The organism is Scrofimicrobium sp. R131, from assembly GCF_040256745.1.
GTDB classification, from domain to species: Bacteria; Actinomycetota; Actinomycetes; order Actinomycetales; family Actinomycetaceae; genus Scrofimicrobium; species Scrofimicrobium appendicitidis.
On record NZ_CP138335.1, the window covers coordinates 1,075,023 to 1,090,501 of the forward strand.

The 15,479-nt window shown below is 64.0% G+C and carries 15 protein-coding genes; 11 read left to right on the forward strand and 4 right to left on the reverse strand.

Annotated elements, in window-relative coordinates:
- The first annotated feature begins 44 nt into the window (after positions 1–44).
- The 4 genes from SAC06_RS04985 to trpD are packed head-to-tail and all read left to right on the forward strand — an operon-like array spanning position 45 to position 2,868.
- Positions 45–398 carry an iron-sulfur cluster assembly accessory protein gene (locus SAC06_RS04985; protein WP_350259104.1) on the forward strand — a complete coding sequence of 118 codons (354 nt, stop codon included), beginning with the start codon at positions 45–47 and terminating at the stop codon, positions 396–398.
- Positions 399–400: 2 nt separating this feature from the next.
- The gene (locus SAC06_RS04990) at positions 401–1,390 is read left to right on the forward strand and encodes an FKBP-type peptidyl-prolyl cis-trans isomerase (RefSeq protein ID WP_350259105.1); all 990 of its coding nucleotides are present in this window, start codon (positions 401–403) and stop codon (positions 1,388–1,390) included.
- Between the two features lie 45 nt (positions 1,391–1,435).
- On the forward strand, positions 1,436–1,828 hold the full coding sequence (locus SAC06_RS04995) for a hypothetical protein (protein ID WP_350259106.1): 393 nt from the start codon (positions 1,436–1,438) through the stop codon (positions 1,826–1,828).
- The gene (trpD, locus tag SAC06_RS05000; protein ID WP_350259107.1) at positions 1,825–2,868 is read left to right on the forward strand and encodes an anthranilate phosphoribosyltransferase; all 1,044 of its coding nucleotides are present in this window, start codon (positions 1,825–1,827) and stop codon (positions 2,866–2,868) included. The genes SAC06_RS04995 and trpD overlap by 4 nt, the downstream gene beginning before the upstream one ends.
- A 3-nt stretch (positions 2,869–2,871) precedes the next feature.
- Here the strand turns inward: trpD and SAC06_RS05005 are convergent, their stop codons facing one another.
- Positions 2,872–3,150, reverse strand: a complete 279-nt coding sequence (locus tag SAC06_RS05005) for an Lrp/AsnC ligand binding domain-containing protein (RefSeq protein ID WP_350259108.1) — start codon at positions 3,148–3,150, stop codon at positions 2,872–2,874.
- A 110-nt stretch (positions 3,151–3,260) separates the two neighbouring features.
- Between SAC06_RS05005 and SAC06_RS05010 the strand changes: the two genes are divergently transcribed.
- The 4 genes from SAC06_RS05010 to SAC06_RS05025 all read left to right on the forward strand — a co-directional run bounded on the left by SAC06_RS05010 (position 3,261) and on the right by SAC06_RS05025 (position 7,078).
- Complete coding sequence (locus SAC06_RS05010; protein ID WP_350259109.1) at positions 3,261–3,989, forward strand: lysophospholipid acyltransferase family protein; 729 nt, start codon at positions 3,261–3,263, stop codon at positions 3,987–3,989.
- Positions 3,990–4,079: 90 nt separating this feature from the next.
- On the forward strand, positions 4,080–5,288 hold the full coding sequence (locus SAC06_RS05015; RefSeq protein WP_350259110.1) for a pyrophosphate--fructose-6-phosphate 1-phosphotransferase: 1,209 nt from the start codon (positions 4,080–4,082) through the stop codon (positions 5,286–5,288).
- A 19-nt stretch (positions 5,289–5,307) separates the two neighbouring features.
- On the forward strand, positions 5,308–6,702 hold the full coding sequence (locus tag SAC06_RS05020; RefSeq protein WP_350259111.1) for a class II 3-deoxy-7-phosphoheptulonate synthase: 1,395 nt from the start codon (positions 5,308–5,310) through the stop codon (positions 6,700–6,702).
- 10 nt (positions 6,703–6,712) lie between these two features.
- The gene (locus SAC06_RS05025) at positions 6,713–7,078 is read left to right on the forward strand and encodes an Rv2175c family DNA-binding protein (protein WP_350259112.1); all 366 of its coding nucleotides are present in this window, start codon (positions 6,713–6,715) and stop codon (positions 7,076–7,078) included.
- On the opposite strand, the gene SAC06_RS05030 is transcribed toward SAC06_RS05025, so the two are convergent.
- On the reverse strand, positions 7,075–8,157 hold the full coding sequence (locus SAC06_RS05030) for a polyprenyl synthetase family protein (protein ID WP_350259113.1): 1,083 nt from the start codon (positions 8,155–8,157) through the stop codon (positions 7,075–7,077). The two genes, SAC06_RS05025 and SAC06_RS05030, sit on opposite strands and share 4 nt — an antisense overlap.
- Positions 8,158–8,257: 100 nt before the next feature.
- Between SAC06_RS05030 and SAC06_RS05035 the strand changes: the two genes are divergently transcribed.
- Positions 8,258–9,583, forward strand: coding sequence for an RNA polymerase sigma factor (locus SAC06_RS05035; protein WP_350259114.1), 1,326 nt, complete (start codon positions 8,258–8,260; stop codon positions 9,581–9,583).
- Positions 9,584–9,683: 100 nt separating this feature from the next.
- Here the strand turns inward: SAC06_RS05035 and SAC06_RS05040 are convergent, their stop codons facing one another.
- On the reverse strand, positions 9,684–9,890 hold the full coding sequence (locus tag SAC06_RS05040) for a hypothetical protein (RefSeq protein WP_350259115.1): 207 nt from the start codon (positions 9,888–9,890) through the stop codon (positions 9,684–9,686).
- Positions 9,891–9,967: 77 nt separating this feature from the next.
- Here SAC06_RS05040 and SAC06_RS05045 point away from each other — a divergent pair, with 77 nt between their 5' ends.
- Positions 9,968–12,061 carry a DNA topoisomerase IV subunit B gene (locus SAC06_RS05045; RefSeq protein WP_350259116.1) on the forward strand — a complete coding sequence of 698 codons (2,094 nt, stop codon included), beginning with the start codon at positions 9,968–9,970 and terminating at the stop codon, positions 12,059–12,061.
- Between the two features lie 41 nt (positions 12,062–12,102).
- Positions 12,103–13,062, forward strand: a complete 960-nt coding sequence (locus SAC06_RS05050; RefSeq protein WP_350259117.1) for a hypothetical protein — start codon at positions 12,103–12,105, stop codon at positions 13,060–13,062.
- Here the strand turns inward: SAC06_RS05050 and SAC06_RS05055 are convergent.
- Positions 13,059–15,449: a DNA topoisomerase IV subunit A gene (locus SAC06_RS05055; protein ID WP_350259118.1), complete on the reverse strand. Its 2,391-nt coding sequence runs from the start codon at positions 15,447–15,449 to the stop codon at positions 13,059–13,061. The genes SAC06_RS05050 and SAC06_RS05055 overlap by 4 nt on opposite strands.
- Positions 15,450–15,479 lie beyond the last annotated feature (30 nt).

Consider the following 15,479-nt stretch of genomic DNA (forward strand, 5'->3'; position numbering starts at 1 on the left):
CGTAGAGTAAGAAGAAGGATTGACTAAGACACTTGAGGAGAATCATGTCTGACGTAACAACCGCACTGCCCACGCACGAGGTGATTTTGACCGATGAGGCCGCCGTCAAGGTGCAGAGCCTGCTTGAGCAGGAAGGACGGGACGATCTGCGTCTGCGCGTCGCGGTTCAGCCCGGTGGCTGCTCGGGCCTGATCTACCAGCTGTACTTCGACGAGCGCCTGCTGGACGGCGACGCTGTTCGCGAGTTCGGTGGGGTTGAGGTCGTGGTGGACCGGATGAGCGTTCCCTACCTGTCCGGCGCCACCATTGGTTTTGCCGACAGCATTGAGCGTCAGGGATTCACCATTGACAACCCCAATGCCGGTGGCACCTGCGCGTGTGGGGAGTCCTTCCACTAAATATGAGCCGATCACGCCTAGCTGGCGCGATCGCTACTCTTGGCCTGCTCGCCACCCTCGGTTTGTCGGGGTGCGCCGGTCAGGGAGGCGACTCTGCGTCCGAATCAGCCGACCAGCCCACCCAATCCGCCCAGTCTGACGGGGGCGCCCAGTCGGGAGCCGCCGCTGAGGAAGGTCCCGAAGTGGATCGCGATCCCAGCGGCAGCCTGCCCACCATCACCCTGCCGACCGAAGACTCCGGTCCACTGATGAAGCCGGTCAGCAGCAGCGAGCCCAAGGTCATCACGGCGAAGACTCTGACAGAAGGAGACGGGGACAAAGTTGGCCCCGACGACTTCATCACCGTCAACTATGCCGGGTTCCTGTGGGACGGGAAGCAGTTTGACTCCTCCTACAAGTCCGACGGCAAGTCCACCCCAATCTCGTTCTCTCTGAACCAGGTAATCAAAGGGTGGAAGTGGGGTCTGAACCAGACCCGCGTGGGGGATCAGGTGATGCTGGTAATCCCACCCGAGTACGGCTACGGCAAACAGGCGAACGGTCAGATTCCAGCTAACTCCACCCTCGTCTTCTACGTCGAGATTCTCGACACCGTGCCGGTCAACACCGACGCGCTGAAGGATGCTGAGAATACCAACGCGCAGCTGCCGGTGGGGATCAGCGTGCAGGGAGACCTGGGAACCGAGCCGGAAGTCATTTTCGCCGACAAGTCTCCCATGCCGGAAAAGGCCGAGACCATTGTACTGGCCCAGGGAACGGGACCGGTGATTACCGACGCCGATTCGGTCGAGTACTACGCGATTGTCGGGTACTGGGGAAGCTCTGAGCGCGCTCACACCTGGGAGGACGGGATCCAAACCGTGAACCCGGGGTCAATCCTGGTGGGCGAACGAGTCGGCTCTCGGATCCTGATCATCACCCCTTCGGCCGATCAGGCGAATCCGGCCTCATTCACCCTGGTGGATGTGCTGGCCGCTCACCCCTCGCGCTGAGACTATACTGAGGGAACCAGCACTCTTTTACGAGGAGATATTGAAGTGAGTGAAGACGCCATCAACATCCTGGTTTACAGTGACGACGCTGCAACTCGTCAGCAAGTTATTGAGGGGGTCGGCCTTCGACCCGCCAAGGATCTGCCAACTGTGAAATGGCATGAGGCTGCCACTCCCTGGGGGGCGGTCGATGGGTTGAAGCAGCACTCACCGGCGCTGTTGATTCTCGACGGGGAAACGCAGAAGAGCGGGGGCATGTCCGTTGCCCGCGAGATTCGCGACCGCTTCGACGACGTCCCGCCGATCGTGATCCTGACCGCCCGCCCGCAGGACGCTTGGCTGGCCGAGTGGGCCGGAGCTGCCGAGGTGGTGACGGCTCCGCTCGATCCGCTCGACCTGCAGCAGCGCGTCAGCACCGCCCTGCGTTCAGCCAGATGAACCAGTGGAGTGAACTAGCCGGCGACCTGGTGGCCGGCGCCGAACTCGACTACCAGTCGGCCTACCGGCTGATGGATCAGATTATGGCGGGTGAACTGGGCGAGATTCGCCTGGCTAGCCTCCTGTCCCTGCTGGCCATGCGCGGTCCCGCGACCGACGAACTGCACGGGCTGGCCGATGCCATGCGCGACAATGCCCGCCGGATCGGCCTGCCGCGGGCCGCAGTCGACATCGTTGGCACCGGCGGCGACCAGGCCCACACCGTCAACATCTCCACTATGGCGGCAATCGTGGTGGCGGCGGCCGGCTATCCGGTGGTCAAGCACGGCAACCGGGCGTCGACCTCGGCCTCCGGCTCTGCCGACGTGCTGGAAGCGCTCGGGGTGAACCTGCAACTGGACCCTGAGCAGATCGTGGACGTCTTTGACCGGGTCGGAATCGCTTTCCTGTTTGCCAATAACTTCCACCCGTCCATGCGCTACGCGGCCGCGACTCGACGCGAACTGGGTTTCCCAACCGTGTTCAATGTCCTGGGGCCGCTGACCAATCCGGCCCGGCCGCAGGCCAGCGCGATCGGAGTCGCGAAGGAAACAATTGCCCCCCTGGTGGCCGGAGTGTTCGCCCGGCGCGGTACTTCGGCGTGGGTGTTCCGCGGGGCCGTGCGAGGGCTGGACGAAATCACCACCACCGAGCCGGTGCAGGTGTGGCGGACGGTGGGCAACCAGGTTCAGGAAGAAGTGTTTGACCCGGCGGCTGAGTTTGGGTTGCCCCGGGCCGGGCTGTCAGATCTGCGCGGTGGGAGCCCGGAGCACAACGCGAAGGTTGCGCGTGAGATTCTGGCGGGGGAGAGCAGCCCGGCTGCCGATGCGGTGGCCCTGAATGCGGCTGCCGGAATCGTGGCGGCGCGGGGGATCGACAGTCCGCTGACCGGGAACGCTGTTGAGCAGCTTGGCTCGGCTCTGAGCCAGGCGCAGGAGGTGTTGTCCTCCGGGGCGGCGCTCAACCTGTTGGACCGGTGGGTGGCGGCGTCGCGCGGCTAGCGCTCAGTCGAGACCCAGGTGAAAGGCCTGCTCTAGTTCTTCGGCCGAGTAGGTGCGAAACGCCAGGTGCGTGTGCATCGACCGGACGCCCGGTACCTTGGCGATCGACTCGGTGACAACACCGGCCAGGTCGTCGTACTGGGGGAGGGCCAGGACCGCAATCAGATCGACATCGCCGGTGACGGAATAGACTTTGCTGACACCGTCAATTCCGGCGATCTGCCCGGCAGCTTCCGGAATCAGGTTGATGTCGCAGTTAATCATCACGATGGCGGTGACCATGTTTACTTCCCAACGTCGAAGGAACAAGCTGCTTACATTATAGAGTCCCGCGTCTCCCGCTGGCCGAAGTAGCCTAGTATAAGTGGGAGGGATAGGAACTAGGAGGCCCAGTGGGTGTCTACAATGTCTTGAAGAGTGCGGGTGGACCGATCCTTCGTGCGGTCTACCACCCGTGGATTCGAGGGGCGGAGAACATTCCCGCCGAGGGGCCGGCGATTCTGGCTTCCAATCACAATGCCGTTTGGGACTCGATTTTCCTGCCCGCGATGATTCAACGTGAGCTGGTCTTCATGGGCAAAGCCGACTACTTCACAGGCACGGGAATCAAGGGCTGGGCGACCAAGAACTTTATGAAAGCTGTCGGGACCATCCCGGTCGACCGCGGCGGGGGCAAGGCCTCCCAGGCCGCCATGAAGGCGGGGTTGGATCGGTTGGCCAAAGGCGAGCTGTTTGGCATTTACCCGGAGGGGACACGCAGCCCGGACGGTCGCCTCTATCGGGGTAAGACCGGGGTGGCGCGGCTGGCCCTGGAATCCGGTGCGCCGGTGCTGCCGGTGGCCATGATCGGCACGCACGCCGCCCAGCCGATTGGCCAGAAGATCCCCTCCCGGACCAACATTGGGATGATCATTGGCGAGCCGCTGGACTTCTCCCGGTACCGTCCCCTGGCCAAGGACCGCTATGTTCTGCGGGCGATCACCGACGAAATCATGTACAACCTGATGCTGCTGTCCGGGCAGGAGTATGTCGATGCCTACGCGGCCGACGTGAAGGCCGCCCTGGCAGCAGATGGCAAGTTTGACGGCCCGGTGCCGAATTCGGCTAAAAAAGAAGGATGAACGTCTCGGCTCCCACGAGTCGCGGTGATCTATATTCAGCTTGCGGGCACCCGTCCGCGGATAAATGATGGAACGAAGAAAGGCTCCGTTATGAGTGTTCGGCGCGTAGCACTGTTGACCGCCGGGGGTTTTGCCCCCTGCCTCTCCGCGGCAGTGGGTGGACTGATTCAGCGATACAACGACCTTGACCCCACCATTGAGGTGATCGCCTACCAGCACGGCTACCACGGCCTGCTGACCGGGAACTTCGTCCGGGTGGACGAGGAGGGGCGGGCTCAGGCCGGCATTCTGGACAAGTTCGGCGGCTCGCCGATCGGCAACTCTCGCGTGAAGCTCACCAATGCCAAGGACCTGGTCAAGCGGGGCCTGGTGGCCGAGGGCGAAAACCCGCTCGCCGTCGCAGCCGAGCAGCTCCGGACCGACGGAGTCGACGTGCTCCACACCATCGGCGGGGACGATACCAACACCACCGCGGCCGACCTGGCCGCCTACCTGCACGAGCACAACTACGAGTTGACCGTGGTGGGCCTGCCCAAGACGATCGACAACGACGTGATCCCGATTCGGCAGTCCCTCGGTGCTGACACGGCCGCTGAGCAGGGTTCGCTGTTCGCGCAGAACATCATTGGTGAGCACCGCTCGGGCCCGCGGATGCTGATCATCCACGAAATCATGGGTCGTAACTGCGGCTGGCTGGCCGCGGAGACCACCCGCAAGTACGTCAAGTGGGTGGATGAGCAAGAGTGGGCCCCGGCCCTGGGCCTGACCGCCGAGCGCTGGTCGCCCCACGCCCTGTACCTGCCCGAAATGCACATCGACATCGACCAGGAAGCCAAGCGCCTCCTGTCCGTGATGGATGAGCTGGGCAACGTGAACATCTTCCTGTCCGAAGGCGCCGGCGTCCCGGAGATCATTGCCGAGATGGAAGCCCGCGGCGAAGAGGTGGCGCGCGACCCGTTTGGCCACGTCCGCCTCGACGACATCAACCCGGGCCAGTGGTTTGCCAAGCAGTTCGCCGAGCGCCTGGGGGCCGAAAAGGTGATGGTCCAGAAGTCGGGCTACTTCTCTCGCTCTGCCCGCGCGAACGCCTACGATCTGCGCCTGATCCAGTCGATGGTGGACCTGGCTGTCGAATGCGCGCTGCGCGGCGAGTCCGGCGTCATCGGCCACGACGAGGAGCGCGGCGACCAGCTGCGCGCGATCGAGTTCCCCCGGATTGCCGGTGGGAAGCCGTTCAACGTCAACGTCGAATGGTTCGCTCCGCTGCTGGCCCGCATCGGGCAACCCACCCAGAACTAGAAAGAGAGGTCTTTGCCGCGTGATTCCTTGGGAGACATGGCGTGGTTTGCCTGCTCGGCATCAGCCGCAGTACCTCGATGCCGAACGTTTGCGCCAGGTGAGCGAGGAACTGCGGCAAAGACCTCCGCTGGTCTTTGCCGGCGAGGTCGACGACCTGAAAGATCAGATGGGGCGAGCAGGGCGGGGTGAAGCCCTGGTCCTGATCGGGGGCGACTGCGCGGAAACCTTCGCCGAATCCACCGCTGCCCGGCTGCGCCTGAAGGTGCAAACCCTGCTGCAGATGGCCGTGGTTCTTACCTACGGCAGCTCGAAACCGGTCGTGAAGATCGGCCGGATCGCCGGTCAGTACGCGAAGCCGCGTTCGTCCCCCACCGAAACTCACGACGGGGTTACCTTGCCGTCGTACCTTGGGGATGCGGTCAATGGCTTCGAGTTCACCCCGGAGGCACGCCAGCACGACCCGGGTCGCCTGCTGGAGATGTACCATATGTCCGCCGCCTCGCTGAACCTGATTCGCGCTTTCACCAAGGGCGGGTATGCCGACTTGCGTCGCGTGCACGAGTGGAACAAGGGCTTCACCTCGAACCCGGTGTACGCCCGCTACGAGGACCTGGCCGAGGAGATTAACCGGGCGGTGCGGTTCATGGCCGCGGCGGGAGCAGATTTCAACTCACTCCGAGAAGTTGATCTGTTCTCTGCTCACGAGGCGTTGCTGCTGGACTACGAGGCAGCGATGACCCGGGTGGATTCGCGCACCGGGAACCTGTATGACACCTCCGGGCACTTCCTCTGGATTGGGGAGCGGACCCGGGCCGTCGATGAGGCCCACGTGGAGATGCTCTCGAAGGTCCGAAATCCGATCGGGGTCAAGCTGGGTCCCAGCACCACCAAGGAAGACATTAAGGGCCTGATGGACCGGCTGAACCCCGACGGTGAACCCGGTCGTCTCACCTTCATGACCAGGATGGGGGCGCAGCACATTCGCCAGACGCTGCCGCCGCTGATCGAGGCGGCCCAGGCCGACGGGCGCCCGGTCACCTGGCTGTCCGACCCGATGCACGGGAACACTATTTCCACTGCGCACGGCTACAAAACCCGTGACTTCGACACGATTATGCGCGAGGTGGCCGGCTTCTTTGCGGTGCACGAGGAGATGGGCTCGGTTCCAGGCGGGATCCACGTGGAGTTGACGGGCGACGATGTGACCGAGGTCATCGGCGGAGCCGAGGGGATTGACGACTTGGCTCTGCTTCGTCGGTACGAAACCCTGGTGGATCCGCGCCTTAACCACCAGCAGTCGCTGGAAATTGCCTTCCAGGTGGCCGAGCTAGTGCGTGAGCGAATCGGGACCGAAGCTCCGATTGAGACGGAGCCCCCGGCGCTGTTGGGCGAGGCTGACCTGGCCCTCGGCTAAGATTGGGTTCATGTACGTAGACGAACTCATCGGTGACCTGCTGACCACGCAGGAAGCGGCAGACCTGCTCGGCGCCTATCGGACCCGGGTAAACCAGTACTCGCGAGAGAACCGACTGGTGATCATTCAGCGTGACGATCGCGCCTACGTTCCGGCCGGACTGCTAGAGGAGCTACCAGAGCCGGTCGACTCGGCCACGCATCAGCCGTTGGAGAACCTGCGGGGAACCATTACTCTTCTGCGCGACAGCGAGTTTTCCGCGGAGGAAATCGCCGAGTGGCTGTGGACCCCGGATGAGGAACTGGGCACCACGCCGATCGCGGCCCTCAGGGAGGGCCGCCACCACCAGGTAAACCGGATCGCGTCCGCGCTCTAGCGGTCCCGCTCAACCAGCAGTCGGATAAACGCCAGGCACAGCTCCTGGGCGGGCCCCGGCAGCTTGGCTTCCGCCAGTCGGTGGTGAGCCAGGTCCAGCTCGCGGGCCAAGTACTCCTCGTGCGGTCCCACGCCGTAAGTCTCAATTAGGTCCCGCGCCTGTGCCACCTGTTCGGGCCCGGGCTCCTGCCGGTAAATCTCTTCCAGCTGTCGGCGCTGTGCCGAAGGGGCATGCTGGACGGTCAGCGCCAACAGGACGGTCCGCTTCCGTTCCACGATGTCCCCGCCGGCCGGCTTCCCCGTTTGTGTCGGCTCACCGAGCACGCCCAGGTGGTCGTCGCGCAGTTGGAAAGCAACTCCAGCCGGCTCAAAAACCTGCTCCAGGGTGTGGGCCCATTCCGGATCCGCCCCGGCTTGGAGCGCTCCGAGCGCGACCGGGTGGGCGACCGAGTAGCGGGCCGACTTTAGCCGAATTACCTGGCGAATCAGTTCTAGTTCCCCGAGGGGGGCAAAGGACGCCTGGAGGTCCAGGAATTGACCGTAGGCCACCTCGCCGGTCATCTGATGAAAACGTTGGCGCAGCTCCGGTTGCCGGGTGGGGGAGGCCGCCTCGTCGAGCGCCATCTCGGCGGCCGACAGGAGGAAATCTCCGCCCAGGATCCCGGCCGAAACTCCAAAGTGGTCCGACCCCTCCGTGGCGGCGAACGCGCGGTGGGTGGCGGGCTTGCCGCGGCGCTCCTCAGCCCGATCCACGATGTCGTCGTGCACTAGGGCGGCGGCCTGGTAGAACTCGAGGGCGGCTCCCAGAGCTAGGTTTGACTCGGTCGCTGCCCGCAGCAGTAGCTCCTCCGGGGCGGCGTCATCTGTGCGTGCCAACCAGGTGGCCGCACCCAGGACGCTGCTCAAGGCCCGAAACCGTTTTCCGCTCTCAGCTGAACTTAGCAGGGTGGAGGTGAATAACCCCACCTCGGGCAGGGAACAGCGGGTGGCAAAAGTGAGGAAACTGCGCCGAACTGTCCGGTCGATTTTGCTTGAAATCTGGGCGATTGTGGCATCGAGACGTGGAGCGGCGCTAGTCATGAGGACAGTCTACCGGGTCCAGCCCCTTTCGCCGGTTCCGGGTAGATGCTATTATAATTGTTTGCAGGCCTGTGCCCATTACGTCGAGAAAGGCTCATTTGTGTCTGCATCAAAGTCACCAAAGTCTACCGCAAGTGCGGCATCGAAGAGTTCAAAGTCTCGGACCCCCAAGAAGGCTGCGGCCAAGAAGGCGCCCGCCAAGACCACTGCCAAGGCGACCACCAAGGCGACCGCCAAGAAGCCGGTCAAGAAGAAGGTCGAGCCCGTGGTCGAGGTGGAAGAAGACAACGAGGAAGCGACTGACGTCCCCGAAGAGGAACTGACGCAAGAAGTCGAAATCGAGCCAATCGAGGACGAGGCGGAAGAAGACGAAGACGCGGAACCGGCTGCGGACGACGAGGAAGAGGAAGCTCCCGAAGAGCGTTCCGTTGAAGAGGTCCGGCGCAAGCGAGGCTTTGTTGTCTCCGACTCGGACGATCAGGATGAACCGGTCCAGCAGGTGACCGTCGCCGGCGCCACCGCCGACCCGGTCAAGGACTACCTGAAGCAAATCGGCAAGGTACCCCTGCTGAACGCGGAGCAGGAAGTGGATCTGGCCCGCCGGATCGAAGCCGGCCTGTACGCGGACTACAAGCTGAAGGAAGAGGGCGACCAGATGTCCTCCCGGATGCGCCGCGAACTGAACCTGCTTTCGGCTGACGGGCAGAACGCCAAGAACCACCTGCTAGAGGCGAACCTGCGGCTAGTGGTGTCCCTGGCCAAGCGCTACACCGGACGCGGAATGCAGTTCCTGGACCTGATCCAAGAGGGCAACTTGGGCCTGATCCGCGCGGTGGAGAAGTTTGACTACACCAAGGGCTACAAGTTCTCGACCTACGCCACCTGGTGGATTCGCCAGGCCATCACCCGGGCGATGGCCGATCAGGCGCGGACCATCCGGATCCCGGTGCACATGGTCGAGGTCATCAACAAGCTGGCTCGGGTTCAGCGGCAGATGATGCAGGATCTGGGCCGTGAACCCACCCCCGAAGAGTTGGCGGCCGAGCTGCAAATGACGCCGGAGAAGGTGGTCGAGGTCCAAAAGTATGGCCGCGAGCCCATCTCGCTGCACACGCCGCTGGGCGAAGACGGCGACTCCGAGTTCGGCGACCTGATCGAGGATTCCGAAGCGGTCGTCCCCGCCGACGCCGTTTCCTTCACCCTGCTGCAGGAGCAACTGCACCAGGTGTTGGACACGCTGTCTGAGCGTGAGGCCGGGGTGGTTTCCATGCGGTTCGGTCTGGGTGATGGACAGCCGAAGACCCTCGATGAGATCGGTAAGGTTTACGGGGTCACTCGGGAACGCATTCGCCAGATCGAGTCCAAGACCATGTCAAAGCTGCGCCACCCCAGTCGGTCCCAAGTTCTGCGGGACTACCTGGACTAGCAGCAGGGGCCCCCGAAAGACAAAACAAGACACTCCCCGGGTCTGCGGCCGAATTTTCGGCGCGGCAGGCGGGGAGTGTCTTGCTAGGTAAAGTTAGTTGCTAGTCCAGCAGATGCCGGTCGTCTTGCAGGTAGTCCGCGGCTTCTGCCAGGGCTCCCAGGTTCTTGGTGCCGTGGTGGGCGCAAAACAGCAGCTCGGTCTCACCGAGGACAGCCCGGACCCAGGCGCGGGCACCGCAGGCATCGCAGCGGTCCAGGGCGGTCAGCTCTCTGCGTTCCAGGGTTGAGCGACTAATTGTTTGGTTCATGTCTCTATCAAATCACCTGTTGGCGAAGCTGCCGAGTCCTTTCGCCGATGGCACAATCACCCGAGTAGGATGTTCAGGTGAGTAATTCTAGCGAGTACACGGCCCGCCACCTCTCGGTCCTGGAGGGCCTGGAAGCGGTCCGCAAGCGGCCGGGAATGTACATTGGGTCCACCGATCGACGCGGACTGATGCACTGCGTCTGGGAAATCATCGACAACGCGGTGGACGAGGCGCTTGAGGGCCACTGCGACACGATCGAGGTGACCCTGCACCCGGACCATTCTGTTTCGGTTACCGATAACGGGCGGGGGATCCCGGTTGACCGCGTCCCCGGGATCGACCTGTCCGGGGTGGAGGTTGTCTTCACCAAGCTGCATGCGGGTGGCAAGTTCGGCAACGGCAACTACGCCGCTTCTGGCGGCCTCCACGGGGTGGGTGCCTCCGTGGTTAACGCTCTGTCCGCTCGGCTGGACGTCGAGGTGGACCGGGCCGGCAAAACCTACGGCATGTCTTTTCGCCGGGGAGAGCCGGGCACCTTTGACGATGCCAAGGGCCGCACCCCCAACTCACCGTTCCAACCGTTCGAGGCGGCGCAGGACACTCCGGTAATCGGCAAGGCCAAGCGGGGCGTTACCGGTACCCGGGTTAGGTTTTGGCACGACTTCCAGATCTTTCCTTCCAGCGAGACGTTCTCTTGGGAAGGGTTGATCGACCGGGCCCGCCAGACCGCATTCCTGGTCCCCGGGCTGACCATCATCGTGCGGGATCTGCGCGAAGACGAAGCGCGGGAGGAGACCTTCCACTTCCGTGGGGGCGTGACCGACTTCGTCGACTTCTTGGCACCCGATCGGGCCGTCTGTGAGACCTGGAAGATTGAGGGGACCGGTACCTATCAGGAGGTGGTCCAGCAGCTGGGTGAAGACGGTCACCTGCGCCCGGTGGAAGTGGAGCGCACCTGCGAGGTTGAGTGCGCGCTGCGCTGGGGAATTGGCTACGACACCACGGTCCGCTCGTTCGTGAACATTATCGCCACTCCCAAGGGCGGTACCCACCTGCAGGGCTTCGAGCAGGGGCTGCTTCGGGCCGTGCGCAAGCAGGTGGAAAAGCAGGCGCGGAAACTGAAGGTGACCGGCAAGGACGGCCGAGTCGAGAAAGACGACGTCCTTGCTGGTCTAAGCGCGGTGGTGACAGTCCGGATTGCCGAGCCGCAGTTTGAGGGGCAGACCAAGGAGATCCTGGGGACGCCCGCGGTGAAGAACATCGTCCTAAAGACGGTGGAGGACGCGGTTGAGCAGAAGCTCACCTCGACCAAACGGGGCGACAAACAGGAGGCGACCGTCGTCCTGGAGAAGATCGTCGGCGAGATGAAGTCCCGCGTCTCCGCTCGAATCCACAAGGAGATTTCGCGGCGAAAGACCGCCCTGGAGACGTCGACGCTACCCGCCAAGCTGGCCGACTGCCGGTCAAACGAGGTGGCCCGGTCCGAACTGTTCATCGTGGAGGGGGACTCTGCGCTCGGGACCGCGAAGGCGGCTCGTTCCAGCGAGTTCCAGGCGCTGTTCCCAATCCGCGGGAAGATCTTGAACACCCAGCGCGCCTCCACCGCCGACATGCTGTCCAATGCCGAGTGCGCCAACATCATTCAGGTGATTGGGGCGGGTTCCGGGCGGACCTTCGATTTGTCTCAGGCCCGCTACGGCAAGGTGATCCTGATGACGGATGCCGACGTGGATGGGGCCCACATTCGGACCCTACTGCTGACCCTGTTCTTCCGGTACATGCGCCCGTTGGTGGAGGCCGGCCAGGTCTATGCGGCTGTGCCTCCGCTGCATCGAATTGAGGTCAGTGCGCGTGGAAAGAAGGACTACATTTACACCTACAGCGAGGCCGAGCTGCACGACGAGCTGACCAAATTGAAGCGCCGGGGGAAGTCTTACAAGGAGCCGATTCAGCGATACAAAGGCCTGGGGGAAATGGATGCCGAGCAGCTGGCGGAGACCACGATGGATCCGCGAACCCGTTCGCTCCGGCGGATCACGCTGGCCGACGAGGAGGCCCTGCGCCAGGCGGAAGATGTCTTTGAACTGCTGATGGGGGCCGTGGTGGCGCCCCGGCGAGAGTTCATTGTGGATCACGCCTATGAGATAGATCGCGAGCGGATTGACGCCTAATTCGGAGGTTTGACCTGGCTAAAGGAACTATGGTGGAGGGAATGAAGAACGATTCCTTTCCCCCCGACGAGGAGGCAACCCTGCAGTGGCGGCCTCTGACCGAGGCGAGCTTGCCGATCCTGCACCAGCTGGTGCAGGAGGTGGAAGGGGCTAGTTTCGTTCCGTACCCGACTTCTGATCGGGAGATCGCTTTCTGGGTGCAGGAAACGCCGCGCTGGGTGGGAATCTACGGCGAAGACCAGGCGGGACAGGTCCAGGCAGCCGCCCTGGTGGCCATCTCCGGGGTCGACCAGTCTCTGTGTGAGACGCGCTCGTTCCTGCAGCCCCGACTGCAGTCCAAGCAGATGTGGGAAACCATGATGCGCTGGCAGCTGCGGGAAGCCAAAGAGCTGCTGAAGGAGTCGGGCAAGCCAAAGCCGGGCCTGATCCGCACCTCGGTTCACCCCTACCAGGCCGGGTTGGAAGGGGTCCTCCGGTCCAAAGGATTCTCTTGGGTCAGCTCCACGGTGGAGATGCGCCGCCTGCTACTCGACGTGCCGGAAGTGCCGAACCTGGGCCCCTACCTGGGGGTGGAGCCGTGGGCGGAGGAATACGAGGATTCCGCCCGCCGCCTGTTCAACCGGCTGATGAGCGGCGACGGCACGGTCAGTCGCCAACAGTGGTTAGCGCACCGGGAACTGTTTCAGCCGGAATGGTCGTTCGTAGCCGTCAGCCGGCAGGGCGATCGTCCGGAGCTGGCCGGGTTCCTAATGGCCTCCGCTGCGACGGAGACGGGCACCCAGGAGGGTTTCATCGACCTGCTGGCGGTGTCGGAGGCCGCCGCCTCGATGGACACGTTCCAGGCCCTGGCCCTGGCCTCGATGGGCCGGCAAGCCGCGGCCGGTGTCACTCACACGGGAGCCACGGTGGACGAGCCGGGCGATCCGCTGACCACCCGACTTTACGAAGGTTTAGGTTTCACCCGTTTTTACGAGGTGAAGAGCTACTCGGCCCCCTGCTAACCGACGGCGTCGAACGCTCGCTTGAGGGCAGTGCCCGAGCCGTCCCGCCGCTCGTCGAGCTCGGGGAGCGGAACCGGCTTCCCGCTGGCGTTCTCCGCGTGGGGCAGGTGGTCACCGATCCAGGCCAGTCCCAGCGAGTCTTCCCCTCGCAGGAGGCGCTGGCAGCGAACCCCCTGCGTGGCCCGGCCCTTGGGTGGGAACTGGAGCAGGCTGGTCACCTTGGCCGAGGTGTAGGCGGTTCCGGCTAGCGTCCCCGCGGCCTGAGCTACCGTCAACACGGTTGCCTCCTCGGTGGGTTCCACCGAGGCAAACGCGATGGCCCGGTCACCGGCGGCCAGCTTGATTCCCGCCATCCCACCGGCACTCACCCCCTGGGGGCGAACGTTGGTGGAGCCGGTCCGGAGCAGTTGGGCGCGGGCGGTGACAAAGACCAGGTCGTGAGAGTCCGCCGAGGGGCCGAGCCCGATCACCTGATCGCCCTCGTCCAGCGAGATTACCGGCCAGGTGTCCTTCGACTCGGGATGTTCGGGTCGGACCCGCTTGACCACGCCCTGGGCGGTGCCGAGGGCCAACACCGGTGTGTCGGTGAGGGCAAAGACCCCAACCGCCTCGACCCCGAGCAGTTCGCGAGCGGGAATCGCCCCGGCCAGGGAGACCGGTTCGTCTTCGGTTCGGGCCACCTCGGGCAGGGTGACGACGTCGAGGCGATGAGCCTGGCCGTCGGTGGTCACCACGGCCACCTGCGCCCGCGTGCTGGTAGCAGCCACGGAACGCCAGACGGAGGAGGGCAGGTCGCCCCCGGGAGCGAGGGGAGCCGCCCCGGCTACCCGGGCCAACCCACCGGCCGCGGACAGGACCACCTGGCACGGCAGGTCCGGAATCTCCAGGTCGGTGGGGGGAGGGAGCACCGCCGGCTCGGCGCCGGAAAGCACGGTCCGGCGGGGGGAATCCAGAATTTCGGCCGCTGCCCGCAAATCCTGGGCCACCGCCTCGCGCAGATTCTCCTCCGTGGCCAGGATCGCGCGCAGAGCGGCAATCTCGTCCGCCAACTCGCGCTGCTCCTGTTCCAGCTCCAGCCGAGACAGCTTCGTCAGTCGGCGGAGCCTGAGCTCAAGGATGTACTGAGCCTGAATTTCCGACAGATCGAAGGCCACCATCAGCCGTTCCTGAGCCACGGTGGCATCGTCGGAAGCCCGGATGATCTGGATGACCTCGTCAATGTCAACCAGGGCCAGCAGCAGCCCGTCCACCAGGTGCTGGCGGGCCAGGCGCTTGTCCAGGCGGAACCGGGTCCGTCGTCGGACCACTTCCAATCGGTGATCCACGAACACCTGCAGGATGTCCTTCAGGGTGAGGACGCGGGGCTGGCCGTTCACCAGGGCGACCGCGTTAACCGCGAAGGTTTCTTCCAGCGGGGTGAGTTTGTAGAGGCCAGCCAGGACTGCCTGCGGGTTGAACCCGGCCTTGATGTCGATCACCAGGCGGAGGCCATGGTGGCGGTCGGTCAGGTTAGTGACGGCCGAGATGCCCTTCAGCTTGCCGGCGTTGACTGCATCTTTGATCTTCTCAATTACCCGCTCCGGGCCCACCATGTAGGGTAGCTCGGTCACGACCAGCCCCATCTTTCGGGCAGAGATCCGTTCCTCCACCACTTTGGCGCGAACCTTGAAGGTTCCGCGTCCGGTCCGATACGACTCCGCCACGGCGTCCAGGTCCAGGATCAGGCCGCCACCAGGGAAGTCAGGCCCCGGGATGTACTCCATCAGGTCGTCGACGGTGGCGTCCGGATGTGCCAGCAGGTGCAGGGCTCCGGCCAGGGCTTCGCGCGGGTTGTGCGGGGCAATGGTCGTGGCCATCCCCACCGCGATCCCGGAGGCGCCGTTGACCAGCAGGGCGGGGAAGGCCGCCGGCAAGACATCCGGCTGTTGGAACTGGTTGTCGTAGTTCGGGACGAAGTCGACCGTGTCCTCATCCAACTGGTCGGTGAGGAGCAGTGCCGCCCGGTCCAGGCGGGCCTCCGTGTACCGGGGGGCAGCCGGACCGTCGTCCAGCGATCCAAAGTTACCGTGCCCATCCACCAGGGGCACCCGCTGGTTGAACGGTTGGGCCAGCCGGACTAGGGCATCGTAAATGGCCGAGTCTCCGTGCGGGTGCAGCTTGCCCATCACCTCGCCCACCACGCGGGAAGACTTGACGTGACCCCGGTCGGGCCGCAACCCCAATTGACTCATCTGAAAGAGGATTCGGCGCTGAACCGGTTTCATCCCGTCGCGCGCATCGGGAAGCGCGCGCGAGTAGATGACCGAATAGGCGTATTCGAGGTAGGAGCCGCGCATTTCCTCAGAGACATCGATCTCTGAGATGCGTTCTTCCGGGGTGTCAGTCATGTCCCGATTATCGCGCAGGTGACCCCGCAT

Coding starts and splice junctions, on each gene's coding strand:
- SAC06_RS05005 (WP_350259108.1), bottom strand. CDS start 3,150: ATGGTCACCGCCATCGTGATGATTAACTGCGACATCAACCTGATTCCG.
- SAC06_RS04985 (WP_350259104.1), top strand. CDS start 45: ATGTCTGACGTAACAACCGCACTGCCCACGCACGAGGTGATTTTGACC.
- SAC06_RS05050 (WP_350259117.1), top strand. CDS start 12,103: ATGAAGAACGATTCCTTTCCCCCCGACGAGGAGGCAACCCTGCAGTGG.
- SAC06_RS05015 (WP_350259110.1), top strand. CDS start 4,080: ATGAGTGTTCGGCGCGTAGCACTGTTGACCGCCGGGGGTTTTGCCCCC.
- trpD (WP_350259107.1), top strand. CDS start 1,825: ATGAACCAGTGGAGTGAACTAGCCGGCGACCTGGTGGCCGGCGCCGAA.
- SAC06_RS05025 (WP_350259112.1), top strand. CDS start 6,713: ATGTACGTAGACGAACTCATCGGTGACCTGCTGACCACGCAGGAAGCG.
- SAC06_RS05030 (WP_350259113.1), bottom strand. CDS start 8,157: ATGACTAGCGCCGCTCCACGTCTCGATGCCACAATCGCCCAGATTTCA.
- SAC06_RS05040 (WP_350259115.1), bottom strand. CDS start 9,890: ATGAACCAAACAATTAGTCGCTCAACCCTGGAACGCAGAGAGCTGACC.
- SAC06_RS05055 (WP_350259118.1), bottom strand. CDS start 15,449: ATGACTGACACCCCGGAAGAACGCATCTCAGAGATCGATGTCTCTGAG.
- SAC06_RS04990 (WP_350259105.1), top strand. CDS start 401: ATGAGCCGATCACGCCTAGCTGGCGCGATCGCTACTCTTGGCCTGCTC.